Raw genomic sequence first — 26,136 nt, 5'->3', positions numbered from 1 at the left:
ATTGGTGATATTACGGCGCTGTGTGGTCATCCAGCTCCCGGCAAATGGCCTGCTCCAGAGCGCGGTTGGTCTCGGCATTGCAGAGGGCGCGCCCCTCGGCGTCGGTGATATGGAAAATATCCTCCACCCGCTCCCCGAGAGTGGAGATCTTGGCATTGTGCAGGCGCAGATCGTGTGTGACAAAGGTGCGTGCAATCAGGGCCAGCAGGCCCGGTCTATCAGCACTGGTAATTTCCAGCGTGCTGTACTGATCTCCCGGTTCTGTGGATAGGTGCGCGCGGCTCTCCAGTGAAAACATCTTTAGGCGCCTCGGCGTGCGCCGTTGGATCACCTTGGAGTAATCCTCCACCAGTTCCAGCTCCTCTTGTAGGGTTTCGCGAATTTGCTGCAGGCGCTGGGGTTCGTCGAGCAGGGGCTGTCCAGATTCGTCCAGTACATAAAAAGTGTCTAGGGTGTAACCTGAAGCCGAGCTGTAAAGGCGCGCGTCGTGCACGTTCAGGTTGAGCATATCGAGTCCGGTGACTGCGGCGGCGAACACATTGGCGCGGTCGGGGGTATAGACGAAAACCTGGGTGGCGCCATCGTGCTCACCGGGGCCCGAGTTGCGCGTTAGTACCAGGGTGTCGCTCGGCAGCAGCGGGCTGTTGCTGTGCAGCTCATGGATGGCCGCGGTGTGCCAAACGATGTTGTCGGCGCTCTCGCGTACAAAGTAGTCCTCGCCCATTTGCGCCCAGATATTTTCTATGGAGGCCTCTGGCAGACCGAGGGCGCTCAGCTTTTCCAGTGCCAGGCTGCGGGTCTCCTCGATGATTTCCTCCCGGTCGACGGGATTCTCCAAACCACGGCGCAGGGCGTGTTGGGTGGCCTGGTAGAGCTGGCGCATCAGGCTGGCGCGCCAGCTGTTCCAAAGCTCTGGGTTGGTGGCGTTGATATCGGCTACTGTGAGGGCGTAGAGGTAATCCAGGTGTTCGCGGTCGCCCACCTCGCGGGCGAAGGCATGCACCACCTCCGGGTCGCTGATGTCCTGTTTTTGAGATACCTGGCTCATCAATAGATGCTTTTCCACCAGCCAGCACACCAGGCGGCGGTCGCGTGCCGGCAGTTGGTGGCGTTGGCAGAATTCGGCGGCGTCCACCACGCCCAACTTCGAGTGGTCGCCGCCGCGACCTTTTGCGATATCGTGGTAGAGACCGGCAATATACAGCAGCTCGGGCTGGCGCAACCGCTCGAGGATCTCCGCGGCGATCGGGAATTTCTCCCGTGCTTCGGGGCCGCGAAAACTGCGCATATTGCGCACCACCTGCAAGGTGTGAGCGTCCACAGTGTAGATATGGAAGAGATCGTGCTGCATTTGCCCGGTAACGCGGCCGAATTCTGGCAGGTAGCGCCCGAGAATACCGTAGCGGGTCATGCGCGACAGCTGTGTGGAGAGTCCGCGCGCAGAACGCAGCAGTTCCATAAACAACTCGCTGTTGGCGGAGTCCGCGCGAAAGCGCTCATCGATCAAGTGGCGGTGCTCCCGGATCAGGCGGATAGTTGAGGCACGCACCCGGGTAATCTGCGGGTGCCTGGCCATCAACACAAAGATTTCCAATAGTGCAGAGGGGTGCTGATTAAACACCTGCGGATAGGCGGCTTCAATCGCGCCGCCGCGCAGTTGGAAGCGCTCATTGATGGGGGTGACAGCCTGTTCACCCCCTTGTTGGATCACCTCGCCCAAATACTGCAGCAATACATCGTTAAGCTCGCGTAGGGCCATTACGATGCGATAGTAGTTGTGCATAAATTGCTCAACTGCCAGCTGGGTGTCGCTGTCTTCATAGCCAAATTGTTTGGCTAGCTCCCTCTGGTAGTCGAACAGCAGTCGCTCCTCGGCGCGCCCGGCGAGGAGGTGAAGGCCGTAGCGCACACGCCAGAGGAAACTTTCGCCGGACTGCAGGATGGCGAATTCTTCCTCAGTGAAAAAGGCTTTGCCCTGCAACTGTCTGAGCGTGCGTACGCGAAAAAAGTACTTCGCGACCCAAGAGATAGTCTGGATATCGCGCAGCCCGCCGGGTGCGTTTTTGATGTTGGGCTCGAGAATATATTCCGCTGCCTGCTGGCGGTTGTGGCGCTCATCCTGTTCCGCCAGTTTGGCTTTGAAGAAGTCCTCGGTGGGCCAGAGCTTGCCCCCCTCCATCCCGGCCGCAAGCCGTTCGCCGGGTTTGCTATCACCCACCACAGTACGGGACTCGGTGAGATTGGTGATGACGGTGATGTCCTCGGCGGCCAGCGCTAGGCACTCTTTTACGTTGCGCACTGAGTGACCGATCTCCAAGCCCAAATCCCAGAGGAAAGTAATGAGGCGCTCTATGTTGTCGACTGTTTCATCATCGGCCCGTTCTTCGGTGAGGATCAGCAGGTCGATATCGGAATGGGGGTGTAGCTCCCCGCGCCCATAGCCTCCGACGGCCAGCAAGCTGGCGCCCGGTCTCCAGCTGTACTGATGCCAGGCGTAGTGCAACAGGCAGTCGATGAATAAGGCGCGCTCATGCACGAGGGTGGCCACATCTTCCCCCTCGCGAAAACGTTCAGCCATCTGGTGCTCGGCAGCGCCAATCGCATCTTTAAATACTTGCAAGGGCGGTTTTTCACGGGAAGCCAAGTCCCGGCGAAAGCGGGTTTGATCGAAGAAGAACAGGGGGCGCTCGAAGTAAGGGATATTGGCCGGCTGCATGACTGAAGTCCGTTTGGCAGTGTCCCGCCGCGCGGCAGCGGGACTGTGCATCTTTAATTGGAGCGGGGAGAGTTTGCGATTAAAACTTTTCCTCACCGCGTGCGGTCAGTACCTCAACCCCGTTGCTGGTGACCACCATGGTGTGCTCCCACTGCGCCGATAGGCGGCGGTCCTTGGTGACTGCCGTCCAGCCGTCGCCGAGAACGCGGGTTGCGGCTTTGCCGGCATTGATCATCGGCTCAATAGTGAAGGTCATGCCCTCCTGCAAAACTTCGCCAGTTCCGGGCTGGCCGTAGTGCAATATCTGAGGTTCTTCGTGGAAGACATCGCCGATACCGTGACCGCAGAAGTCGCGTACGACGGAGTAGTAATTCTTTTCGGCATGCTGCTGGATCACATGGCCAATATCACCGAGGCTGGTACCCGGGCGCACTATCTCAATAGCCTTGTACATGCATTCTTGGGTTACGCGCACCAGTCGCTCGGCGTGTGCAGCGGGCTTGCCGACAAAGAACATCTTGCTGGTGTCGCCGTACCATCCATCCTTGATCACGGTGACGTCAATATTAATGATGTCGCCCTTTTTGAGGACTTTGCTTTCAGAGGGTATTCCGTGGCAGACCACTTCATTTACCGAGGTGCAAATGGACTTTGGGAAGCCTCGATAGCCGAGGCAGGCGGGAATGGCTTTCTGCACATTGACAATATGGTCGTGGCAGCGGCGGTCCAGTTCTTCCGTTGTGACACCAGGGACCACATATTCGCCAATCATTTCCAGGACCTCTGCGGCGAGGCGGCCCGCGGTGCGCATTTTGGCAATTTGTTCCGGCGTCTTTATGGCTGAGGTCATGCGTGTCCTTAAGTCTATCTGTGAAGGCGGGCATTGTAGCGGATTGCCGGTGGTGGGGCATAGCGTCAGGGCTTGACACTATTCAGCGAGCGAATCGGCGCACTCATTCGCACCATATTTGTCCGCGTCCTTCACTCAGCTGTGCGATTGTGGTATAAAGCGCGCCGCTCCGGAATGCTTCCGGGGTGAAAATGCCGCACACGCATCGACACATGTGTCTGGGTGCCTCGATAGGGGTTGACGCATGGGATGTGTGGAGGACTAACCCGTATATATAGAGGTTTATTATGCCGCAAGTAAGCATGCGCGATATGCTGCAGGCTGGTGTTCACTTTGGCCACCAGACCCGCTACTGGAACCCGAAGATGGGTCAATTCATCTTTGGTGCCCGCAACAAGATTCACATCATCAACCTGGAGCACACTGTACCGGCCTTCAACGAAGCCCTGCAGGTGATCAAGGGGATGGCTGCTCAAAAGAAAAAGATTCTGTTCGTTGGCACCAAGCGTGCTGCACAGAAATCTATCAAAGAGCAGGCTGAGCGCTGTGGCCAGCCCTTCGTCAGCAATCGCTGGCTGGGCGGTATGCTCACCAACTACAAAACCATCCGCGCGTCCATCAAGCGTTTCCGTGAGCTGGAAGCCCAGTCTCAAGATGGCACTTTCGAAAAGCTGACCAAAAAAGAAGCTCTGATGCGCACCCGCATGATGGAAAAGCTTGACCGCTCCATCGGTGGTATCAAAGACATGGGCGGCCTGCCCGACGCGATTTTCGTAATCGACGTTGAGCACGAGCGCATCGCCATCCAGGAAGCTAACAAGCTTGGTATTCCGGTAATCGGTGTTGTCGATACCAATAGCGATCCCGCTGGTGTTGACTATGTAATTCCCGGTAACGACGACGCTATCCGTGCAATCAAGCTGTACACCACTGTTGCAGCTGACGCGGTGCTCGCCGGTGCAGCGGAAGCTGGTAGCGCGGTGAACAAAGACGAGTACGTCGAAGCTAGCGATGACGAAGCTGCTGCAGAGTAATTTGCAGGGCTAAGTGGTGTAACGGAGTAGCGTTACATTGCGAACTTAAAAAGGGGCCCGAATTACGGCCCCTTTTTTCTAATTTTTAGTGACAGAACCCCGAGGAAAAAATCATGGCGATTACCGCGTCAATGGTAAAAGAACTGCGCGAGCGTACTGGCCTGCCGATGATGGAGTGTAAGAAGGCACTTACCGCAGCGGATGGTGATATCGAGAAAGCGATCGAAGACCTGCGCAAAGCCTCCGGCCTGAAGGCTGCTAAAAAAGCTGGCCGCACCGCTGCAGACGGCGTTGTCGCTGCAAAAGTAGCCGAGGACGGCAGCTACGGTGTGTTGGTTGAAGTGAACTCTGAGACTGACTTCGTTGCCCGCGATGAAAACTTCCAGGCTTTTGTTGCCAAGGTGGTCGATAAGGCATTTGCTGAGCGTCAGCAGGACGTAGTCGCCCTGATGGAAGGTGATCTGGAAACTGCTCGCGAAGCACTGGTTCAGAAAATCGGTGAGAACATCGGTGTGCGTCGAATCCAGCTGGTTGAGGCTCCGGTTGTAGGTGCCTACGTACACTCCAATAATCGTATCGCCGCCCTGGTAGCTCTGAGCGCTGGTGAGGTTGAGCTGGCGAAAGACGTTGCTATGCACGTAACCGCGGTAAATCCCCAGGTGAATAAGCCTGAAGATATGCCTGCTGATGTTCTGGAAAAAGAGAAGGACATCATCAAGGCGCAGCCGGATATGGAAGGCAAGCCCGCTGAGATCGTTGAGAAAATGATGGGTGGCCGTATCAAGAAGTTCCTGAAAGAGAACAGCTTGGTCGAGCAGCCTTTCGTTAAGAATCCTGACGTGAGCATTGGCAAGCTGGTTAAAGATGCCGGCGCTGACGTAACTTCTTTCGTTCGTTTTGAAGTGGGCGAAGGTATCGAGAAAGAAGAGGTGGACTTCGCTGCAGAAGTGGCTGCACAGGTTAAGTCCTCTTCTTAATTGATAATAGTGGGTGCCCTGTGCGCTCACTCGCGGTGGGGTGCCTTCGCTGGAGCCTATGTGCTTACAGCGGGGCACCCCTCTGTGTAAATGACTGAAAGTGTTGTAATGTTCGGCGGCAATACTTGGCCACTAAACAGGTACATTTGAGAGGACCGAAGAATGCCCGGTATTAAAGACCGCAAATATAAAAGAATTCTGTTGAAACTCAGCGGCGAAGAGCTGATGGGTGATCAGGGTTTTGGTATCAGCCCTAAAGTGCTGGACAAAATGGCCCTGGAGATTGGCCAGCTGGTAGGTATCGGCGTTCAGGTTGGATTAGTTGTGGGCGGCGGCAATTTGTTTCGCGGCGCGGCCCTGAGTGCAGCTGGACTCGATCGCGTGACCGGCGATCATATGGGAATGCTGGCTACGGTAATGAATGCCCTGGCCCTGCGAGATGCGCTGGAAAGGTCCAATATCTCCTCGCGGGTCATGTCCTCTATTCAGATGAGCGGAATTGTGGACCACTATGACCGCCGCGCGGCCATTCGCTACTTGGAGCGCGGTGAGGTACTGATTTTTGCTGCGGGTACCGGCAACCCATTTTTTACCACAGATTCTGCAGCCTGCCTGCGCGGTATTGAAATTGAGGCTGAGTTGGTGCTAAAAGCCACCAAGGTAGACGGTGTTTACTCGGCTGATCCGGTACTGGACCCTACCGCAACCCGCTATGACCAGCTGACTTATGACGAAGTGCTCGATAAAAAACTTGGCGTGATGGATTTGACTGCGATCTGCCTCTGCCGCGAGCACAATATGCCCGTTCGGGTGTTCCGTATGGATAAAACCGGTGCGCTGCTCAATATTGTCGTGGGCGGCGAGGAAGGCACGCTAATCGAAGAGGAAGTGAAATCGTGATTGAAGATATCAAAAAAGACGCTAAGACTCGCATGAGCAAGGCGCTCGACGCACTGGCCAATAATTTCAATAAAATTCGCACCGGCCGTGCGCATCCGAGTATTCTCGACGGTATTCATGTTTCCTATTACGGTTCAGATACTCCACTATCTCAGGTTGCCAATGTCACAGTTGAGGATGCGCGCACCTTATCGGTGACTCCCTGGGAGAAAAACCTGGTTCCAGACATCGAAAAGGCGATTATGAAATCGGATCTGGGCCTCAACCCAAGCACAGCGGGTGCGGTTATTCGTATACCGATGCCTATGCTGACCGAAGAGACTCGCAAGAACTTTATTCGTCAGGCTCGCGGTGAGGCTGAGACTGCGCGTGTGTCTATCCGAAATATTCGTCGCGATGCGCTGGCTGAGGTGAAATCTTTGGTCAAGGATAAGGAGATCTCCGAGGACGATGAGCGTCGTGCAGGTGATGATGTTCAGAAAATTACAGATCAGTTTGTAGCGGATGTCGATAAGGCGCTCACAGCTAAAGAAAAAGATCTGATGGAAATTTAATGGGTAATAGTGGTACCAGCTTGAGCTCCCCAGTCCCCCGACATATCGCCATTATTATGGATGGTAATGGGCGCTGGGCCGCCCGCAGAGGGCTCTCGCCCTCGGCTGGGCACAAGGCTGGAGTTGAGCGCATACGCGATCTCCTGTCTGCGTGTAGGAGTCGCGGTGTAGAGGTGCTGACATTGTTCGCTTTTTCCAGCGAAAATTGGCAGCGCCCTCCTAAGGAAGTGGAGCTGCTAATGACGCTGTTTCACTCCTATCTGCGCAAAGAAGCTAGGCGTATGCGTGATGAAGGCGTGCGCCTGAGAGTGGTAGGGCGCAGGGATCGTTTTTCGCCTCGCTTGCAGCGCGCCATTGCGGAAGCGGAAGAGATTACCCGAGGCTGTACTCAGGGCGACCTGGTTATTGCTGCGGACTATGGCGGTCGCTGGGATATTGCCCAGGCGGCAAAGCAGCTTGCCGAAGAGGTGGTCAATGGCCAGCGGTCCCTCGACTCCATTGATGAGGATGCGGTTGAAAGCCATATACAGCTCGCGGATTTGCCATCGGTGGATCTATTGATAAGATCCAGTGGCGAGCAGCGTATTAGTAACTTTATTCTCTGGCAGGCCGCCTATAGCGAGTTATTTTTTACCGATACGCTCTGGCCGGATTTTGATGAAAGCGCCCTTGATGAGGCGATAAAAGCATTTCAACAGCGCGACCGGCGATTCGGTGGGCGCGCTGAAGGTGATGGCACGGCTGTGCAGGCCTGACGGGGATCGGGCCAAATGCGCGGCCATTTTTTTGTCCGCGAATAATTTTTAGGAATATTACACCGGGGCGTTCAGGCTTGCTGTGCGATAGTAGGCTGAGTGTAGGTCCAGATGAAAGGGGTTTTCGGTGCTTAAACAAAGAATAATTACTGCGCTGGTATTGCTGGTACTTTTCGCTGGAGTTTTGTTCCTGCTACCAATTCAATGGTACACACTGATTTTCGTAGCCGTGATTTTGCTCGGTGGTTGGGAGTGGGCCAATCTTTCCAACCTCAATCGCGCACTGCGTTTTGTCTTTCTCGCCGCACTGGGCGGAACCCTGGTATTCACCGCGGAATATGTTTTTTCCATGGATTTCGGATCCCCGGATATTGATCGGGCCCGTCAAATCCTGGCAGTAGCCTGCGGTTGGTGGGCGCTTGCTTTTCACTGGGTCCAGAGCTACCCCGCCAGTGCCTCGCTGTGGGGCAATCGTTGGGTACGTGGACTGATTGGGCTAGTGGTTCTGGTGCCCAGCTGGTTGTCGCTGGTGGTTTTGCGTGGGCTCGATCACGGGGCCTGGCTGGTATTGTATGTCGTCGCTATTGTTGTCGCTGCCGATGTGGGCGCTTATTTTGTCGGGCGCAAGTTCGGAAAGCGCAAGTTGGCCCGCGAAGTGAGTCCCGGCAAATCCTGGGAGGGTTTTTTTGGCGGTTTGGGAGCCTGCTTGATACTCGCACTGGTTACTTCCTATCTGTTTGATCTTCCTCTGAAAAATACTGTGCTGTTCTCTTTTGGTGTACTGGTAACTGCGCTTGCCTCAGTCATTGGCGACCTGCTGGAGAGTATGTTCAAGCGGCACCGGGGTATCAAAGACAGTAGTCATATTCTGCCAGGGCATGGCGGTGTTATGGATCGGCTGGATAGTCTCACTGCGGCTTTACCGGTTTTCACCATGGCGGCCCTCGCTAGTGAGCTGCCTAAGTACTTATAACGGGTACGCCACACTTCAATTTATATCCAGTACTTGTGACCTGCGCCGCTATTGTCTGTCGGTGCTTTGGTCGAGTTACAAGAAGTTTCGTAGGTAAGTCGAGCACTTATGCAAAGGCAATCTCCACAAGTCGTCACTGTCCTAGGTTCTACGGGCTCTATTGGTGTAAGCACACTCGATGTGCTTTCCCGCCACCCCCAGCGCTATACCATCTATGCCCTGACAGCTCGCGAGCGTATCGCTGAGCTGGCCCAGCAGTGTCGTCAATATAACCCTCGCTTTGCGGTGGTGGCTGGTGAAGAGGGGGCCGATCAATTGCGCAGTATGCTGGGGGAGGAAGTTTCTACTGAAGTCCTTTGGGGTTTGGAAGGGCTATGCCAAGTTGCTTCTGCGAATGAAGTGGATGTGGTTATGGCGGCAATTGTCGGTGCAGCTGGGCTGCGTCCAACTTTAGCAGCAGTTGAAGCTGGGAAGAAAGTGTTGCTTGCGAATAAAGAGGCTCTGGTGATGGCCGGCCCAGTTTTCCTGCAAGCTTTGCGGGCAGGAGGTGCCCAATTACTGCCAATTGACAGCGAGCACAATGCCATTTTCCAGTGTCTGCCCCAGCCGTTTGGCAGCTTGGAGGGGGCGGGAGTGGAAAAAATCTTGCTAACCGGTTCCGGCGGCCCTTTCCGCACACGCCTAGCCGGTGATTTACATCGAGTGACCCCCGAGGAAGCTTGCGCACACCCCAATTGGTCGATGGGACGGAAAATTTCAGTAGATTCGGCCACCATGATGAATAAGGGGTTGGAGTTTATTGAGGCCTGTTATTTGTTCAGCGCCAGCCCAGAGCAAATAGAAGTGGTCGTGCACCCACAGAGTATTGTGCATTCCATGGTGCAATATCGGGATGGCTCCCTGTTGGCACAGATGGGTAATCCAGATATGCGCACCCCCATCGCTCACGCACTGGCCTTTCCCATCCGCATAGATGCTGGGGTTCCTGCACTCGACCTGATAGCGCAGGGCCGCCTGGATTTTGAAGCGCCAAATTATCAGCGATTCCCCTGCCTGCGTCTGGCACGCGAAGCTATGAATGCCGGCGGCAGTGCTCCCACGGTATTGAATGCGGCCAATGAGGTGGCTGTAGAGGCGTTTTTACAAGGACGGTTGGCATTTACTAGTATTGCTGCGGCTATAGAAAAAGTAATGAATAGCACTCCCACCGTTGAACTGACAGGGCTGGACGTAGTCGAAGCCATTGATCTCAATGCGCGGGAGCTGGCCCAACAAGCTGTTGGGGCCCTTTAATTTTGCTGCTGGGCATATAATGCCGGTGTTTGCGCATGAAAAGAGACTGTAACTGAGTATGGATCTGATTCAGACGGTAATCTGGGCCTTGGTAGCCCTCGGTATACTGGTTTCCTTCCACGAGTTTGGACACTTTCTCGTAGCACGGCTCTGTGGGGTCAAGGTGCTGCGCTTTTCTGTCGGCTTTGGCCGCCGCCTTTTCTCTCGCTATGACCGGCACGGCACTGAGTTTGCTATCTCAGCAATTCCCCTTGGTGGCTATGTAAAAATGCTAGATGAGCGGGAGGGGCCTGTCGCCGCTCACGAGCTGAATCAGGCATTTAACCGAAAGAGTGTTTGGGCGCGTATGGCGATTGCTGCAGCGGGTCCCGCAGCTAACTTCCTGTTGGCAATTGTACTGTTTTGGATTGTCTTTATGGGGGGCACGGCGGGTCCGGTGCCTGTCGTAGATTCCGTCAAGCCTGGAAGTATTGCTGAAGCTGCGGGATTGGAGTCCGGGCAGGAAATTATCGCGGTGGATGGCGAAGCTACACCCACTTGGCAAGCCCTCAACTGGCGCTTGGCTAACCGTTTGGGGGACAGTGGCTCTATAGAATTCTCAGTGCGCTACCCGGACTCTAACCTCGAATATCATATGGCGGCTGATATCGACCGTTGGCTCGCAGGCCAGGAAGTCCCTGACCCATTGGGGGAGATTGGCCTCGGTCTCTGGACGCCGCCCATTAGTATGACGTTGCATAAGGTTGTGGAGGGTAGCGCTGCTAGTGCAGCGGGGCTGCGTGCGGGCGATAAGATTGTGGCTACCGACGGGCGAATTTTTTCCGGTTGGGAAGAGTGGAGTCAGTATGTGCGCGCTCGTGCAGGCGAGCCCCTTCAGGTGGAAGTTGAACGACAGGGGCAACGGTTGACCCTGCCGGTTACGCCGGCGCAGGTGACGCTCGACAGTGGTGAGCGTGTCGGCCAGATCGGCGTACAGCCCGTCACCGAGCGCTGGCCCGAGGATCGCGTACGAGTTTTCCACTACGGTGTAGCTGGCGCTCTTTCTCAGGGGGTGCAAGAGACTTGGGACAAAACACTGTTCACTCTGAACAGCTTGAAGAAATTGATTTTTGGTCAACTTTCGACCAAAAACTTGAGTGGCCCCATCACCATTGCTAAAGTGGCGGGTACTTCCGCAGAGAGGGGGTGGCAGTCTTTCCTGTCGCTTTTAGCTCTGCTTAGTATCAGTCTCGGTGTACTCAATCTGTTACCCATTCCGGTACTCGATGGTGGTCACCTTCTCTACTACGGTATTGAGGCGGTCAAGGGTTCTCCTGTGTCTGAGAGAGTGCAGGTGATCGGTTTACAAGTAGGTATGGCCTTAGTGCTTTGTATTATGGGGTTGGCTCTTTATAACGATATTTTACGTTTGTAGCCTCCTGGAGTGCACTTTCCTATGGCGTTTGGAGTGAATAGATTTTTAGAGTGAGCATGGTGCCGGTTACCTTGGGAACCTCTGCTCTTATCAGAAGCGGTTCGGAATTAGTATGAAATATTGGCTGTTAGCGATATCCCTGGGCTTGGTGCTGCCTCTCAGCGCTTTAGCTCAGTCATTCGTTCTCAGCGATATTCGTGTAGAAGGTTTGCAGCGTGTTTCTGCAGGCACCGTTTTTTCAGCTCTTCCGGTGCGTGTTGGCGATGAAATTGAGCTTGCGGATATTCAGGGGGCGACCCGAGAACTGTTTCAAACCGGTTATTTTGAGGATATTCAGATCGGTCGTGAAAGTAGCGTTCTAGTTGTTAACGTGAGAGAGCGGCCAGCCATATCTAAGATAGATATATCAGGAAACAAGGCGATTGCCTCGGAAGATCTGCTAAAGGCGCTGAAGGATTACGGTCTGGCCGAGGGACAGATTTTAAAGCGCTCGACCCTCAAAGGGTTGACCCAGGAGTTTGAGCGCCAGTATGTGGCACAGGGGCGCTATGGCGCTAGCGTCCAAGCAGAAGTTAAAGAGTTACCACGCAATCAGGTTGAATTGAAGGTTATTGTCGAGGAAGGGACCGTTGCTGCGATTAAACATATCAACATCGTAGGGAATCGCGTCTTTTCAGATCAAGAGCTCGGAGAAATTTTTGAGCTTAAAACCACTGGCTGGCTCTCTTGGTTGCGCAGTGATGATAAGTACTCCCGTGAGAAGCTCACTGGTGACCTGGAGCGTCTTGAATCTTATTATCTCGATCGCGGATATCTCGACTTCCAGATCGACTCTACCCAAGTATCTCTTGGGCCGGACAAGAAGAGTGTTTTCATCACTGTTAACGTGATTGAGGGTGATGTTTACACTGTTAGTGAAGTAGAACTTGCTGGAGACCCAGTCGTTCCAGAGGAAGAAATTAAGCGCTTGCTGCTAGTGCGTGAAGGGCAGACGTTCTCCCAGGTCAGGATGACAACGACTTCAGACTATATTTCCAAGCGTTTGGGCAATAAGGGTTACGCTTTTGCCGAAGTAAACGGTATTCCAGAAGCCAATAAAGAAGAGAACACGGTAAAAATCACTTTCTTTATTGACCCTGGCAAGCGCACCTACGTTAGGCGTATTACTTTTCGTGGAAACACTCGCACGGCAGATGAAGTTTTGCGGCGAGAGTTGCGCCAAATGGAGTCCGCTTTAGCTTCTTCGGCTCTTATTGAGCAATCTAAAGTTCGCCTTGAGCGACTTGGTTACTTGAAGGTGGTGAAAGTTGAAACGGTCAAGGTACCCGGGAACTCAGAACGGGTTGATGTCGATTACAAGGTAGAGGGGCAACCCTCAGGTTCCGGGGGAGCTGGGCGCTGAATAAAGCGCTGTAACTCCTGGATTGCGAATAAAAACACTCGGAATTAGTAGATGAAAGATTTCCTCAAAGCGGCCTCCCTCGGCCTGATGTTGCCTTTAAGTGCAATAGCGCAGTCGTTCGTGGTCAATGATATTCGCGTGGAAGGATTGCAACGCGTCTCTGCCGGTACAGTCTTCTCTGCCCTTCCCGTGCGAGTGGGTGATGAAATTGAATCCGTGGAAATCCAGAGCGCTACCCGGGCACTGTTCCGCACCGGCTACTTTGAAGATATCCAAATCGGCCGTGAAAATGGTGTTCTGGTGGTCACTGTTCGCGAGCGTCCAGCAATTTCCAAGATTGAGATCAGCGGTAATAAGGCCATCGCCACCGAAGATTTGCTCAAGGGTATGAAGGATAACGGTTTATCCGAGGGGCAGATCTTTAAACGTGCAACTCTGGAGGGGCTCGCCCAGGAGCTTGAGCGCCAATATGTGGCACAGGGGCGCTATGGTGCAAGTGTTAAGACCGAAGTGAAAGAATTGCCACGCAACCAGGTCGAGCTGCGGGTTATCGTCGACGAGGGCTCGGTTGCGGCTATCAAGCACATCAATGTTGTGGGTAACGAGGCATTTTCCGACGAAGAATTGGCAGAAATTTTCGAGCTGCAGACCACAGGTTGGTTGTCCTGGCTGCGCAGCGATGACAAATATTCCCGTGAGAAACTCACTGGTGACCTGGAGCGCCTAGAGTCCTACTATCTCGACCGCGGCTATCTGGATTTTCAAATAGAATCCACTCAGGTTTCCCTGAGCCCAGACAAGCAGAGTGTTTTTATCACAGTCAATGTGAGAGAGGGGAATGTTTACACCGTCAGTGAGGTGGATCTCGCCGGCGACCCGGTGGTTTCGGAAGAGGAAATCAAGCGCTTACTGTTGGTGCGTGAAGGGCAGACTTTCTCCCAGATTCGGATGACCACCACGTCTGACTATATTACCAAGCGTCTGGGCAATGAAGGTTATACCTTTGCCGAGGTGAATGGCATTCCCGAACCCGATAAAGAAGAGAATACGGTAAAAATTACCTTCTTTATCAACCCGGGTAAGCGCGCCTATGTGCGCCGAATCAATTTCCGTGGTAACACTCGTACTGCCGATGAGGTGTTGCGTCGTGAAATGCGTCAGATGGAATCTGCCTCGGCCTCCTCCGCAAGAATTGAGCAATCCAAGGTGCGCCTGGAACGCCTTGGTTACTTTAAAGAGGTGGAAGTAGAAACTGCAGAGGTGCCTGGTACTTCCGACCAGATCGATGTGGAATATACCGTAGAGGAGCAACCTTCAGGCTCTATTGGTGGCACTATCGGCTGGGCACAGAGTAGCGGCTTGGTACTCGGCGGTAATATCCAGGAAAATAACTGGCTGGGTACCGGCAAGCAGGTAGGTATTGGTTTAAACGTGTCTACCTACCAGACCGCACTGAACTTTTCCTATCTTGACCCTTACTTTACGCCTGACGGTGTGAGCCGCGGGTTTAACGTTTTTTATAGGGAAAATGACTACTCTGAGGTCAACCTGTCGGACTACAACACGACTAGTTATGGTGGTGGTGTTAGCTTCGGCTACCCGGTTTCAGAAATTTCCCGTGTGGGGCTGAATGTTAATTTCAGTCATTTGGAGCTCTCGGCCTCGAGTGGTTCTGTACAGGAAATCCAATCCAGCCCATCTCTTTTGGATGACACCTCTCTTGAGGGGGTGACACTCACTAATGCTGAGACGATTGTTGCAGATCTCAATGATGGAGTGGCCAATGATCTTGCAATGATGATTGATCAGAATCAGTTTAATACTTCAGCAGATGGTTTTATCGATCGTTACGGTGATGCGTTTAATAACTTGGCTTTGACTGCTTCTTATGCCCGCTCCACTTTGAACCGCGGTATATTGGCGACTCGCGGGGCATCCCAGAATTTCTCCGCGGAATTTACCGTGCCCGGCAGTGATCTTGAATACTACAAATTTATTTATACTGGTCAGTATTTCCGCCCCCTAACGAAGAGCTTGACGCTACGTCTGCGTACGCGCCTGGGTTACGGGGATGGCTACGGCGATCTCGATCAACTGCCTTTCTTTGAAAATTTCTATGCCGGTGGTTTTGGCTCTGTGCGCGGTTTCAAGCGTAATACACTGGGTCCCCGTTCAACTCCGGCCGAGTTTTATACTCGTCTCCCCTGTGCGACTGATGGTGAGATCATCACGGAGTACTGTTATCAGACAGATGAAAATGGAAACCTGGATATCCGTCAGAATGGGGATGCCGACCCCTTTGGTGGCAATATCTTAGTAGAAGGTAGTGCCGAGGTTATTTTCCCGCTGCCGTTTATCAAAGATCAGCGCTCTCTGCAGTCTGCCTTCTTTGTTGATGCAGGTAACGTCTTTGATACTAGTTGTGATGAAACCCAGATCAACTGTTACGATGTGGACTTCGGTAAAATGAATGTTTCCGCGGGCATTGGCTTGACATGGGTTACCGGTTTTGGACCATTGACTTTCAGTTTGGCTAAAGCCTTGAAGGAAAACGAGGATGATGAGACGGAAGTGTTCCAGTTTACCCTGGGTAATAGCTTTTAACTTTATCGAATATAAATGGATTGAGTGCAGCTGCTGCGCATAAAAAATAAAACCAATTGGAGAGACTAAAGTGCTTAAGAATGTAAAGATTTTCGCAATCCTGCTGGCTGGTATAACCCTGTCTGGCGCCGCCATGGCGCAGACCAAGGTTGCGGTATTTAACCTGCAGGCTGCGATTATGAGCACCGATGTGGCCAAGACCAAGGTCAATTCATTGAAGACCAGTTCCGAGTACTCCAAGCTGCAAAGTAGTGCCGAGTCTATTCGTTCAGAACTACAAAAAATGGCAGAAGATGCGCAGAAAAATAGCGTTACCTGGTCCGATGAGCAGAAAACAGAATATCAGCGTAAGATGAACTTCAAGCGTTCAGACTTTGAAACTACCGTTAAAAAACTGCGCGCAATGGAGGCCCAGGTGGGCCAGGAAATTCAAACTTCTCTGGGGCCCAAGGCTAAAACAGCGCTGGAAGCGATCATTAAAGAGCAAAACCTGGACTTAGTGTTGGATGCCTCTACCGCTTACTTTGCAAATCCTTCGGTCAATCTGACTGAGGCTGTCGTAAAGCGTATGAATGCTGATAAGTAATCGATAGTCTGTATGAGTGACAATTTGTCGTTAACCCAGCTTGCAAATGCTCTGGGTGCTGAGCTGCGTCTGGCCCCCGGGGTAGACGCAGAATATGTAATTTCTGGTCTTAGCACTTTGCAAGATGCTGGGCCCGAGCAGTTGACCTTCCTGGCAAACCCTAATTATCGCCGCTTCCTCAAGACCACGTCAGCGGGCGCTGTATTGGTGACTGCCGAGTTTGTTGAGGAGACACCTGTTAGCGCACTTTGTGTGGATAACCCTTACTTGGCTTTTGCCAGGGCGAGTGCTTTGTTCAATACGGCTCCAACGATTGAGGCGGGTATTCACCCGAGCGCTGTAGTTCATCCGGACGCAGAAGTGGCCTCTAGTGCCTCTATTGCAGCTGGTGCGGTGATAGAGGCGTTTGCGAAAATTGGGCCTCGGGCATCGGTTGGCGCCAACTGCTTTGTGGGAGAGGGCAGTACCCTTGGAGAAGGGAGCTGCCTTTATGCGGGTGCAATACTGCATCACGGTTGTCAGATCGGGCGCGATGTTATCATCCACAGTCACGCGGTTATTGGTGCAGACGGCTTTGGTTTTGCGCTGCATCAGCGTGAATGGATTAAGATTTATCAGCTGGGTGGCGTGCAGGTTGGCGATGAGGTTGAAATAGGCGCCAATACTTGTGTGGATCGTGGGGCACTTGGTGACACTGTGATTGGTCGTGGTGTCAAGATCGACAATTTGGTCCAAATCGCGCACAATGTGCAGATTGGTGACTACTCAGCCATTGCTGCATGCACAGGAATTGCGGGCAGCGCAGTAATCGGTAAGCACTGTGCTTTGGGTGGCAGCTCCCGTATTGCCGGGCATGTAACCATTGCCGATGGCTGCCAAGTTACCGCTAATACTTTTGTGACCAAATCCATCGACAAGCCGGGAATTTACTCCGGCGCTTTACCCTTTGCCGATAGTCAGTCCTGGCGTCGCAACGCGGTGCGCTTCGGGCAGTTGGATAAGGTGGCACGAAGGGTGAAAGATTTGGAGAAGCAACTTAAAGCCCTGTCCCTCGATCGGGATAAATAGCTCACAGCTGCTTTAAGAAAAACAATTTTGATTTGATGTTTTCGGGGCGTTTAACGCCCCGAAGTGGTTTCTGGGGGCATTTGGAATGATGGATGTAACTGAGATTCGCGAGTACCTGCCACATCGCTATCCGTTTTTATTGGTCGATCGTGTCGTTGAACTCGAGGAAGGGAAGTTTATTAAGGGGTATAAAAATATCTCTATTAATGAGGAGCTGTTTAACGGTCACTTTCCACAGATGCCGATTTTCCCCGGTGTTATGATCGTTGAGGCTATGGCCCAGGTTTCAGGAATTCTTGGCTTCAAAACATTTGGCAAGAAGCCCGAGGATGGCTACCTGTACCTGTTTGGCGGTGTCGACAAGGCGCGTTTTAAGCGTCAGGTGGTCCCTGGGGACAGGCTGGACCTGATGTCCGAAGCAGTTTCAGTGCGCCGTAATATCTGGAAGTTTTCCTGTAAAGCCAGTGTCGATGGTGAGCTTGCGGCCTCTGCAGATCTTCTGTGTGCGGTGAAGCAGGTTTAATGCGCTTATTCGTCACTTGACGTGGCTGCTAAGGTGCTTTTGATAACTCTTCCAGTTGTTGTTTATTTGAAGTTGTAGTGTCCGAAGTGTCGCTACCTGAGGAGTAGATTCCAGAATGCAGACAAATATCCACCCCACAGCTATTATCGATCCGACGGCGGTTATCGGTTCCGGGGTGAGTATCGGAGCCTATTCCATAGTTGGCGCCGATGTGGAACTCGGTGATGGCTGTGAAATTGCTTCACATGTTGTATTGAGTGGGCCCACTAAGCTCGGAAAAAATAACCGTATTTACCAGTTTGCCTCGATAGGTCAAGATACGCCGGACAAAAAATATCAAGGCGAGCAGACCACCCTGGTAATTGGCGATAACAATGTTATTCGTGAGGGCGTAACCATCCACCGGGGCACTGTGCAGGATCGTGGGGAAACCACTATCGGCAGTGATAACCTGATTATGGCCTATGCCCACATTGGTCATGACAGTGTTGTCGGTAATCACACCATTCTCGTTAATAATGTGGGGCTCGCCGGCCACGTAATAGTAAAAGATTGGGCAATCCTCAGCGGGTACAGTCTTGTACATCAGCATTGCACCATTGGTGAGCACGCTTTCCTAGGGATGGGCGCAGCGATCGGCAAAGATGTGCCGGCTTATGTCATGGTGGCTGGGAATCCGGCAGAGGCCAAGACTATTAATGCGGAGGGGTTGCGTCGTAGAGGTTTTTCCCGCGAGGATATCTCTCTAATCAACAAGGCATACAAAACGGTCTACCGGCGTGGCCTCACTCTGCAAGAGGCTGTCCAGGCCCTTACGGAACTGCGTGAACAGTCCCCTGTAATTCAGCCTTGGATTGATTCCCTGCAGACCTCCTCTCGCGGAATTGTCCGCTAAGCACAACCATTTGCGGGAAGTGCTGTTATTGTGCACTTCCTGATTTAGTCTTTTCATATCTTAATCGGTATCTATGAAAATTGAGCCATTTCCACTCTGGGGGAATTGTTAGGCGTGTCAGAAAATAATAAGCCGGTTCGTATTGGTATTGTTGTCGGTGAGGCCTCTGGAGATATCCTCGGTGCAGGTCTTATTGACTCCCTGCAAAAGCGTCTCCCGGGAATTCAGTTTGAAGGGATTGCTGGTCCGCGTATGCAGGCTTTGGGGGCGAAATCCCTTTTTCCAATGGAGCGCCTCTCGGTGATGGGATTGGTTGAGCCGCTAAAACGACTGCCAGAATTATTAAAAATTCGCCGCACTCTGCGCGAGCACTTCACTGAAAATCCGCCGGATCTTTTTATCGGAATCGACTCACCAGATTTTAACTTGTCTCTGGAGGAGTCCCTCAAGGCCGAAGGGGTTCGCACTGTGCATTATGTCAGCCCTTCAGTGTGGGCGTGGCGGCAGGGGCGAATAAAAAAGATTGCTCGTGCTATTGACCATATGCTCACCTTGCTGCCTTTTGAGGCTGCTTTTTATCGTGAAAACCATGTGCCGGTGACTTTTGTTGGGCATCCGTTAGCGGATGATATTCCTCTGCAGGTTAGCAATGTTGCAGAGCGCAAAGAGCTGGGTCTCACAGTTGATGACCGTGTTATTGCGCTGTTACCGGGTAGCCGAGGTGGGGAAGTGCGTTTGCTTGGGCCACTATTTTTGCAGACGGCTCGCTGGTGTTACCAGCGCCATCCCGATCTCAAATTTGTATTGCCGGCAGCAAATGAGCAGCGTTTAGCCGAATTGCGGGAGCAGCTAAAGGATTTTCCGGAACTGCCTGTCACGATATTGGAGGGAGATTCACACAAGGCGCTCAGTGTGTCGGATGCTGTGTTAATAGCTTCAGGAACGGCAACGTTAGAAACCATGCTACTGAAAAAGCCTATGGTGGTTGCCTATAAACTGGGCAAAATTACTTACGCTATCGTCTCTCGTATGCTGCACACTCCCTGGGTTTCTCTGCCCAACTTGCTGGCACAAAGGGAGTTGGTGCCGGAAATCCTGCAGAGTGATGCGACCCCGGAGAATCTCGGAGCGGCGTTGATGCGCTATTTTGAAGATCCACTACTGGGTGATCAGCTGCAGCGCGAATTTGATGATCTTCACCAGCAATTGCGTCGGAATGCCTCTGAGCGGGCAGCCGATGCTATCTGTGCTCTTTTGAAGTAATCGGGTTTTATAAACCATGAGTGTTAAAAAAGAATTACCTCCGTACATCTGTCCTTATAAAGGTGATCTTCTCGCTGGAGTCGATGAAGTTGGCCGTGGCCCACTGGCTGGAGATGTAGTGGCGGCTGCAGTAATTCTCGATCCAGCAGAGCCCATTTTGGGGCTGGCCGACTCCAAAAAACTTAGTGAGAAAAAACGAGAGTCGCTCTTTGAGGAAATTTGTGAGCGTGCGTTGAGTTTTTCTATTGCCCGTGCAACCGTCGAAGAAATTGATCAGATCAATATTCTGCAGGCGAGTTTATTGGCAATGCGCCGTGCAGTGGAGCAGTTGCCACTACAGCCTGAGTTTGTGTTAGTAGATGGTAATAAAAGACCGGACTGGTCTTATCCCTGCGATACTGTGATTAAGGGGGATGGTCGCGTTGCCGCCATTGCTGCGGCCTCAATTTTGGCCAAAGTGACCCGTGATCGAGAGATGGTGGAGTTGGATGCACGCTATCCAGGTTATGGACTGGCCGGCCACAAAGGTTATCCAACTAAAGCTCATATGCAGGCCCTGGAAGAATTGGGCCCCAGCCCACTGCACCGGGTGAGTTTTGCCCCGGTAAGGAAACTCTTAGAGGATATTGCTTAAGCTCAAGGTTGTAGAGCGCTTGACTAGCGCTCAATTTTTTTGATCCTGGCTCTGATAATCATTTTGTCGGAAACTTCTTCAATTTCCACTTGGTAATTATTGAGGATAAATAAACTGATATTACCATCTGGGATGCTTTCAAGGTGCTCCATAAGGAGACCGTTGAAGGTCTTTGGGCCGTCGGTGGTCAGGTCCCAATTTAGCGTGCGGTTGATATCCCGGATAGAGGTTCCACCCTCGATCATATACCAGCCGCTTTCCATGGCGACAATTTCCTCATCGTCGCTGGGAACTGGGCTCGCGGTGAAGTCGCCGACAATTTCCTCCAGTAGATCTTCTAGAGTTACTATCCCCATCACCTCCCCATATTCATCCACAACCAAGCCCATGCGGCGCTTGGTTTTCTGGAAGTTCATTAGCAGGGTGGGCAGTGGGGTGGCCTCGGGTACAAAGTAAGGTTCACCGGTAAAGGACTTGAGACGTTCAGCTGTGAGTTTGTCTGGGCCGTCTCGCAGTATCTGTGCGGCGCGACGCAGGTGCAAAATACCCACTACCTGATTGATATCTCCCCGGTATACCGGCAGGCGGGTGTAAGTACTCTCTGCCAGTTGTTGGAGAATCTGATCGGCGCTGTTTTCCAGGTCGATTCCCATGACCTCGTTGCGCGGGATCATAATGTCTTCCACTGTGGCCTGGTCCAGGTCCAGCACATTGAGAAGCATGCCTTTGTGCTTGCTGGGAAGCAGGGCGCCAGATTCGAACACCACTGTTCTAAGTTCCTCGGGCGCTAGGTGTTCTGCCTCGTTGCCAGCAGTTGCTTCAACGCCTACCAGGCGCGCAAGTCCATTGGATATGCTGCCGACGAGTAATACAAACGGTGTCAGAAGCCATTGCAGTGGGCGTAAAATTAGCGATGCAGGAAATGCCACTCTCTCCGGGTGAAGAGCGGCAATGGTTTTTGGGGTGACTTCCGCAAAAATAAGAATAACGATTGTGAGAGCGCCGGTAGCGTAGAAGAGGCCGGCATCGCCGTACAGTTGAGTAAAGACAGCACCGGCAATTACTGAGGCCAGGATATTGACCAGATTATTGCCAATCAGGATAACGCCGATCAGCTTGTCCGGTCGGGCAAGCAGTTCCATGGCCCGCTTGGCGCCGCGGTGACCGCTCTTGGCCTGGTGGCGCAGGCGGTAGCGGTTCAGCGCCATCATGCTGGTTTCGGAGCTGGAAAAGAAAGCCGATATCACAATCAGCAGGGCAAGCAGGCTAAACAGCAGGCCCGGGGGCATCTCGTTCAAGGGAGAACTCTTTTTATTTCTGAGCGGAGATATTGAAACAGAACGGCTACCTCCGCAAGTTTTCCGGTCACTTATAAACCTAAATAAACCCGGTAAAGGCTATAGGGGCGGTTGAGGAGATCAAGGGGTGTTTGGTCTCCTCCCTGAAAATGGCACCTGTGAGCGAATGTCAGTGCCGTTTGCTTATACTCGACTTTAAACGGCTCCTCTTTAGTATTCTTAGCCGCGCTGAAGGATAACCTCAATAACCAACTTACTACCAAAGTAGGCCAGCATTAGTGCAGCAAAGGCACACAGAGTCCAACGCACGGCAGTGTTACCGCGCCAACCCCACTGCCAATGCCCCCAAAGAAGAATACTGTAAAGCACCCAGGCGAGCAGGGAGAGCACTGTCTTGTGTAGGGGGCCCTGCTCAAAAAGGTTACCCACAAAGATAAATCCGGTAATCAGGGAGGCAGTTAACAGTAATTGGCCGAAAGCAATTAACCCAAAGAGTAATGACTCCATGCTTTGCAGGGGGGGGAGCAGGCGCATGGCACCCACTGGCCGATGGTTGTGTAGCTGCTGGTTCAGGTAATAAAGGTAGATGGCCTGTAGGGTTGCAAGAGTAAGTAGGGAGTAGGCGGAGATTGATAGCAGCGCGTGTATGGCAATCCCAGAAGATAACTGTTGGTGTGGTGCAACGCCTCCCCAGGTGTGGGACGCGGTCAGTTCGGTGAGTGCTCCTAACGGGGCAAAAATCAGTATCAACAAGGTTAGTGGTCGATTCACCGCTAGGATAAGCAGCAATAAGTTCACCACCCAGGTGATTAATGACAGCATTGCTAACAGATCAAAGCGATAGCCTGCTGAGGAAAACAGTGTCTGCGCAAGGGATATTGCGTGGGTGGCCAGGGCTCCGGCGAGCAGGCCCAGGAGCAGTTTACGATCGGGCTGTTGGGCGCGGGCAAGGGCCCTGGCCGCGACAATGGTGGTAGCTATATATAGCGCGATGGCCGTCCAGTGGGCGAATGCCGCCATTGGTTAGATCCGTATCTTCTAAGCAGTGGAGGAGGAGTGTGTCACAGCACGCTTTAACAGGGAAGATCTGGTGATATTTCGGCTGTGACGGGACCTGAGCTATACTGCCGCGCCTCAGAGTGGGAGTTTGGAGATACTCCCCAAAAAAATTTCGCGGCCCTCCGCACCGGGGTCCTGTCCGCAATCGGAGAAATCGAGACGAATTTATGTTCGATAACCTGAGTGACCGCTTATCGGCGGCCCTAAAAAAAGTCACCGGCAAGGCCCGTCTGACCGATGACAATATCCGCGATACCCTGCGTGAAGTGCGCAAAGCGCTGCTTGAGGCGGATGTCGCTCTGCCAGTCGTGAAGGCCTTTGTACAGCAAGTGCGCACAGCCGCTGTTGGGCAGAAGGTTAGCAAGGCCCTGAACCCGGGGCAGCAGTTCGTCAAGATTGTTCAGGATGAGCTGGTTAAGGTGATGGGTGCTGCTGCAGAGCCGCTCAACCTTGCAGTTCAGCCCCCCGCTGTGATTTTGATGGCGGGCCTTCAGGGGGCCGGTAAAACCACCAGTGTTGCCAAGCTAGCCAAATACCTGCAGGAGCGGGAAAAGAAGAAAGTTATGGTGGTGAGTGCGGACGTGTATCGCCCCGCAGCCATCAAGCAGCTGGAAACTCTGGCAGGTGAAGTGGGCGCGCTGTTCCATGCTTCAACTCCTGATCAGAAGCCCCTGGATATTGCCAAGGGTGCAGTGGATGCGGCTCGCAAGCAATTTGCCGATGTACTGATTGTCGATACGGCGGGTCGTCTGCATATTGACAGTCAGCTGATGGATGAAATCCGCGAGCTGCACAGTGAGTTGGATCCCGCAGAAACCCTGTTTGTTATCGACGCAATGATCGGTCAGGATGCGGTAAATACCGCCAGCGCCTTCAATGAGGCCCTGCCACTGACCGGGGTTATTCTGACTAAGGCAGATGGTGATGCACGCGGTGGTGCGGCACTCTCTGTGCGCCATGTTACTGGCAAGCCGATCAAGTTTATCGGTGTTGGTGAAAAGACCGACGCCCTGGAAACCTTCCACCCGGACCGTATCGCCTCCCGTATCCTGGGTATGGGCGACATTCTGTCTCTGATTGAAGAAGCAGAGCAGAAGATCGATAAAGAGAAAGCCGAAAAGCTGGTTAAGAAGGTCCAGAAAGGTAAAGGCTTTGACCTGGAAGACTTGCGCGACCAGTTGCAGCAAATGCAAAACATGGGTGGCTTTGGCTCCCTGCTGGAGAAAATGCCCGGCATGGGTGGTGTGGCGCAGGCCGCACAACAGGCCGACATGGGTAAAGAATTTAAGCGTATGGACGCCCTGATTTCCTCCATGACGCCGGCCGAACGCCGCAATCCTGACCTTCTTAACGGTTCGCGCAAGCGCCGTATCGTCGCCGGCTCCGGCACCCAGCTGCAAGATCTCAATCGCTTGCTTAAACAACATAAGCAGATGGGCAAGATGATGAAAAAGCTCAAGGGCGGCGGTATGGGCAAGATGATGCGCGGCCTCGGTGGAATGACCGGGGGTGGTGGTCTGCCCGGAGGTCTCGGCGGAATGGGCGGTATGCCCGGTGGCCTGCCCCCCGGATTCAAGAAAAAGTAAGGGTTTTCGGGGCTCTGAGGGCCCTAGGAATCGCTATACAAATCTCTGGCGGTACATTAGAATACGCCGCCTTTCAGCCGGGTGAGCTGCCGGCAGAGATGTTTGGGTGACAGCTTATTGCTGTCGCCAAGTGTTAAAAAATACAGGAAAGTTACATGGTAACCATTCGTTTGGCTCGTGGCGGTGCTAAAAAACGCCCGTTCTATCACCTGACCGTAACCGACAGCCGCAAGTCTCGCGACGGTCGATTCATTGAGCGTGTTGGCTTCTTCAACCCGGTTGCCCGTGGCCAGGAAGAGCGTCTGCGCATTGATCGTGAGCGTGTTGACTACTGGCTGGGTCACGGTGCTCAGGTTTCTGATCGCGTCAGCAAGCTGCTGAAAGAATCTGCTTAATTTGCGCGTAAGTGGTGCTCCTGTGACAGATAACGGAAAACCTTCCGAAGAGTTGGTCACGGTTGGGCGCGTTACTACCGTTTATGGTGTGCGCGGCTGGGTCAAGGTTCACTCCTATACCGAGCCGATGGACAACATCCTGCAGTTCCCTAATTGGCGCTTGCAGGGGCCGAAAGGTTGGGAAGCTCTCGAAATTGACGCTGGTAAGCGTCACGGTAAGGGCTTAATAGTACATGTGAAAGGCATTGATGACCGCGATTTGGCGGCTCGACTTTGCCAGCGCGATATAGCTGTAGCTCGTGAACTGATGCCTGAGCTTGAGCGGGGTGAGTATTACTGGCACCAGCTCGAGGGATTAAAGGTTGTCAGCCATTTCGATGGCGAAGATCACGACTTTGGTATCGTCGCCCGCATGATGGAAACTGGCGCCAACGATGTAATGGTGGTGCGCGGTGGAGCGGATAAGCGCGAGCGCTTGATTCCCTATCTGCCGGATCAGTTTATAACCAATATTGACCTGGAAGCCGGTGTAATAACCGTCGACTGGGACCCAGCTTTTTAAGGCGCTGAGCGATGACTAAAAAAATCGCTCTGGTAAGCATTTTTCCGGAGATGTTTGCTGCATTGACCGAGTATGGTGTCAGCGGTCGGGCCGTCAAAGATGGCCTGTTGGAAGTGCGCTGCTGGAACCCTCGGGATTTCACCAGTGACAAGCATCGCACTGTGGATGATCGCCCTTATGGCGGTGGTCCCGGAATGGTGATGATGGCTGAACCCCTTTATCAGTCCCTGCAGGCCGCGCGCGCCTGGGCTGGGGAAGAGGGCGAAGCTGTACGCACTATCTACCTGTCTCCGCAGGGACAGCAACTGGATCAGCGCGGGGTCGAAAACCTCTCTGGCGCTGGCAATCTGGTTTTGCTGGCCGGGCGCTACGAAGGGGTAGATGAGCGTATCGTCGAATCAATGATCGACGAGGAGTGGTCCATTGGTGACTATGTCCTAAGTGGTGGTGAACTGGCTGCTATGGTGTTGGTGGATACCATTACACGGCTGATTCCCGGCGCGCTAGGGCACGACCAGTCGGCGGTTGAGGATTCATTCTCCTCGGGTTTGCTCGACTGTCCCCACTATACCCGGCCCGAACAGTACCGGGGTGTGGCGGTACCGGAAGTGTTGCTCTCGGGCAACCACGAAAGAATACGCCGCTGGCGCCTGAAGCAGGCACTGGCGCGCACACAGCAGCGTCGACCCGACCTTTTGGATGGGCTGGAGCTGAACAAGGAGCAGAAGCAACTGTTGGAAGAAATTCAACAGGAGCGGAAATCCGATAAAACTTGATGCCGGATTCGCCGGGAGG

23 protein-coding genes and 1 pseudogene are annotated in these 26,136 nt (G+C 53.1%); 20 read left to right on the top strand and 4 right to left on the bottom strand.

What is annotated here, in order from left to right:
- Positions 1–10: 10 nt before the first annotated feature.
- Together ACJJIB_RS16140 and map are read right to left on the bottom strand one after the other, a co-directional pair.
- Positions 11–2,716, bottom strand: a complete 2,706-nt coding sequence (locus ACJJIB_RS16140) for a [protein-PII] uridylyltransferase (RefSeq protein ID WP_444886829.1) — start codon at positions 2,714–2,716, stop codon at positions 11–13.
- Between the two features lie 79 nt (positions 2,717–2,795).
- Entirely contained in the window at positions 2,796–3,566 is a 771-nt protein-coding gene (gene map, locus ACJJIB_RS16135) for a type I methionyl aminopeptidase (RefSeq protein ID WP_252082672.1), read from the bottom strand.
- A gap of 287 nt (positions 3,567–3,853) precedes the next feature.
- Between map and rpsB the strand changes: the two genes are divergently transcribed.
- The 16 genes and pseudogenes from rpsB (at position 3,854) to rnhB (ending at position 20,441) form a co-directional block, all read left to right on the top strand.
- On the top strand, positions 3,854–4,600 hold the full coding sequence (gene rpsB / locus ACJJIB_RS16130; RefSeq protein WP_252082670.1) for a 30S ribosomal protein S2: 747 nt from the start codon (positions 3,854–3,856) through the stop codon (positions 4,598–4,600).
- 113 nt (positions 4,601–4,713) lie between these two features.
- Positions 4,714–5,577 carry a translation elongation factor Ts gene (gene tsf / locus ACJJIB_RS16125; RefSeq protein WP_444886828.1) on the top strand — a complete coding sequence of 288 codons (864 nt, stop codon included), beginning with the start codon at positions 4,714–4,716 and terminating at the stop codon, positions 5,575–5,577.
- Positions 5,578–5,739: 162 nt separating this feature from the next.
- On the top strand, positions 5,740–6,477 hold the full coding sequence (gene pyrH, locus ACJJIB_RS16120; protein WP_152452478.1) for a UMP kinase: 738 nt from the start codon (positions 5,740–5,742) through the stop codon (positions 6,475–6,477).
- Positions 6,474–7,031 (top strand): ribosome recycling factor, encoded by a 558-nt coding sequence (frr, locus tag ACJJIB_RS16115; RefSeq protein ID WP_444886827.1) that lies wholly within the window; start codon positions 6,474–6,476, stop codon positions 7,029–7,031. Before pyrH ends, frr begins: the two co-directional genes overlap by 4 nt.
- Complete coding sequence (gene uppS / locus ACJJIB_RS16110) at positions 7,031–7,786, top strand: polyprenyl diphosphate synthase (protein ID WP_444886826.1); 756 nt, start codon at positions 7,031–7,033, stop codon at positions 7,784–7,786. Before frr ends, uppS begins: the two co-directional genes overlap by 1 nt.
- 127 nt (positions 7,787–7,913) lie before the next feature.
- A complete protein-coding gene (locus ACJJIB_RS16105; protein ID WP_252082663.1) occupies positions 7,914–8,759 on the top strand; it encodes a phosphatidate cytidylyltransferase in 846 nt (281 codons plus the stop codon).
- 108 nt (positions 8,760–8,867) lie between these two features.
- On the top strand, positions 8,868–10,052 hold the full coding sequence (ispC, locus tag ACJJIB_RS16100) for a 1-deoxy-D-xylulose-5-phosphate reductoisomerase (RefSeq protein ID WP_444886825.1): 1,185 nt from the start codon (positions 8,868–8,870) through the stop codon (positions 10,050–10,052).
- A 58-nt stretch (positions 10,053–10,110) separates the two neighbouring features.
- The gene (rseP, locus tag ACJJIB_RS16095) at positions 10,111–11,466 is read left to right on the top strand and encodes an RIP metalloprotease RseP (RefSeq protein ID WP_444884181.1); all 1,356 of its coding nucleotides are present in this window, start codon (positions 10,111–10,113) and stop codon (positions 11,464–11,466) included.
- 112 nt (positions 11,467–11,578) lie between these two features.
- Positions 11,579–12,856, top strand: a pseudogene (bamA, locus tag ACJJIB_RS16090) (outer membrane protein assembly factor BamA); the annotation flags it as partial.
- A 63-nt stretch (positions 12,857–12,919) separates the two neighbouring features.
- The gene (gene bamA, locus ACJJIB_RS16085; protein WP_444886824.1) at positions 12,920–15,472 is read left to right on the top strand and encodes an outer membrane protein assembly factor BamA; all 2,553 of its coding nucleotides are present in this window, start codon (positions 12,920–12,922) and stop codon (positions 15,470–15,472) included.
- Between the two features lie 70 nt (positions 15,473–15,542).
- A complete protein-coding gene (locus ACJJIB_RS16080) occupies positions 15,543–16,058 on the top strand; it encodes an OmpH/Skp family outer membrane protein (RefSeq protein WP_252082654.1) in 516 nt (171 codons plus the stop codon).
- 12 nt (positions 16,059–16,070) lie between these two features.
- Positions 16,071–17,126, top strand: a complete 1,056-nt coding sequence (gene lpxD, locus ACJJIB_RS16075) for a UDP-3-O-(3-hydroxymyristoyl)glucosamine N-acyltransferase (protein ID WP_444886823.1) — start codon at positions 16,071–16,073, stop codon at positions 17,124–17,126.
- Positions 17,127–17,211: 85 nt separating this feature from the next.
- The gene (fabZ, locus tag ACJJIB_RS16070; protein WP_444886822.1) at positions 17,212–17,649 is read left to right on the top strand and encodes a 3-hydroxyacyl-ACP dehydratase FabZ; all 438 of its coding nucleotides are present in this window, start codon (positions 17,212–17,214) and stop codon (positions 17,647–17,649) included.
- A gap of 115 nt (positions 17,650–17,764) precedes the next feature.
- Positions 17,765–18,544 carry an acyl-ACP--UDP-N-acetylglucosamine O-acyltransferase gene (lpxA, locus tag ACJJIB_RS16065; RefSeq protein ID WP_444884183.1) on the top strand — a complete coding sequence of 260 codons (780 nt, stop codon included), beginning with the start codon at positions 17,765–17,767 and terminating at the stop codon, positions 18,542–18,544.
- Between the two features lie 114 nt (positions 18,545–18,658).
- Positions 18,659–19,807 carry a lipid-A-disaccharide synthase gene (lpxB, locus tag ACJJIB_RS16060; RefSeq protein WP_252082646.1) on the top strand — a complete coding sequence of 383 codons (1,149 nt, stop codon included), beginning with the start codon at positions 18,659–18,661 and terminating at the stop codon, positions 19,805–19,807.
- Between the two features lie 16 nt (positions 19,808–19,823).
- Positions 19,824–20,441 carry a ribonuclease HII gene (gene rnhB, locus ACJJIB_RS16055; RefSeq protein ID WP_444884185.1) on the top strand — a complete coding sequence of 206 codons (618 nt, stop codon included), beginning with the start codon at positions 19,824–19,826 and terminating at the stop codon, positions 20,439–20,441.
- Between the two features lie 23 nt (positions 20,442–20,464).
- Here the strand turns inward: rnhB and ACJJIB_RS16050 are convergent, their stop codons facing one another.
- Positions 20,465–21,739 carry an HlyC/CorC family transporter gene (locus ACJJIB_RS16050; RefSeq protein ID WP_444884186.1) on the bottom strand — a complete coding sequence of 425 codons (1,275 nt, stop codon included), beginning with the start codon at positions 21,737–21,739 and terminating at the stop codon, positions 20,465–20,467.
- A gap of 219 nt (positions 21,740–21,958) precedes the next feature.
- Positions 21,959–22,759: a cytochrome C assembly family protein gene (locus ACJJIB_RS16045; RefSeq protein WP_444884187.1), complete on the bottom strand. Its 801-nt coding sequence runs from the start codon at positions 22,757–22,759 to the stop codon at positions 21,959–21,961.
- Between the two features lie 206 nt (positions 22,760–22,965).
- On the opposite strand from ACJJIB_RS16045, the gene ffh reads away from it, so the two are divergent.
- The 4 genes from ffh (at position 22,966) to trmD (ending at position 26,117) form a co-directional block, all read left to right on the top strand.
- Positions 22,966–24,384: a signal recognition particle protein gene (gene ffh, locus ACJJIB_RS16040; protein WP_252082643.1), complete on the top strand. Its 1,419-nt coding sequence runs from the start codon at positions 22,966–22,968 to the stop codon at positions 24,382–24,384.
- A 155-nt stretch (positions 24,385–24,539) separates the two neighbouring features.
- The gene (gene rpsP, locus ACJJIB_RS16035; protein WP_226648429.1) at positions 24,540–24,779 is read left to right on the top strand and encodes a 30S ribosomal protein S16; all 240 of its coding nucleotides are present in this window, start codon (positions 24,540–24,542) and stop codon (positions 24,777–24,779) included.
- 22 nt (positions 24,780–24,801) lie between these two features.
- Positions 24,802–25,341 (top strand): ribosome maturation factor RimM, encoded by a 540-nt coding sequence (gene rimM / locus ACJJIB_RS16030; protein ID WP_444886821.1) that lies wholly within the window; start codon positions 24,802–24,804, stop codon positions 25,339–25,341.
- Positions 25,342–25,352: 11 nt separating this feature from the next.
- Positions 25,353–26,117 carry a tRNA (guanosine(37)-N1)-methyltransferase TrmD gene (trmD, locus tag ACJJIB_RS16025; RefSeq protein WP_252082639.1) on the top strand — a complete coding sequence of 255 codons (765 nt, stop codon included), beginning with the start codon at positions 25,353–25,355 and terminating at the stop codon, positions 26,115–26,117.
- Positions 26,118–26,136 lie beyond the last annotated feature (19 nt).

Source organism: Microbulbifer mixtoriginis (SeqCode), from assembly GCF_052467705.1.
The sequence above is the reverse complement of the archived record's forward strand: the minus strand, read 5'-3'. Positions and strand labels throughout refer to the sequence as shown.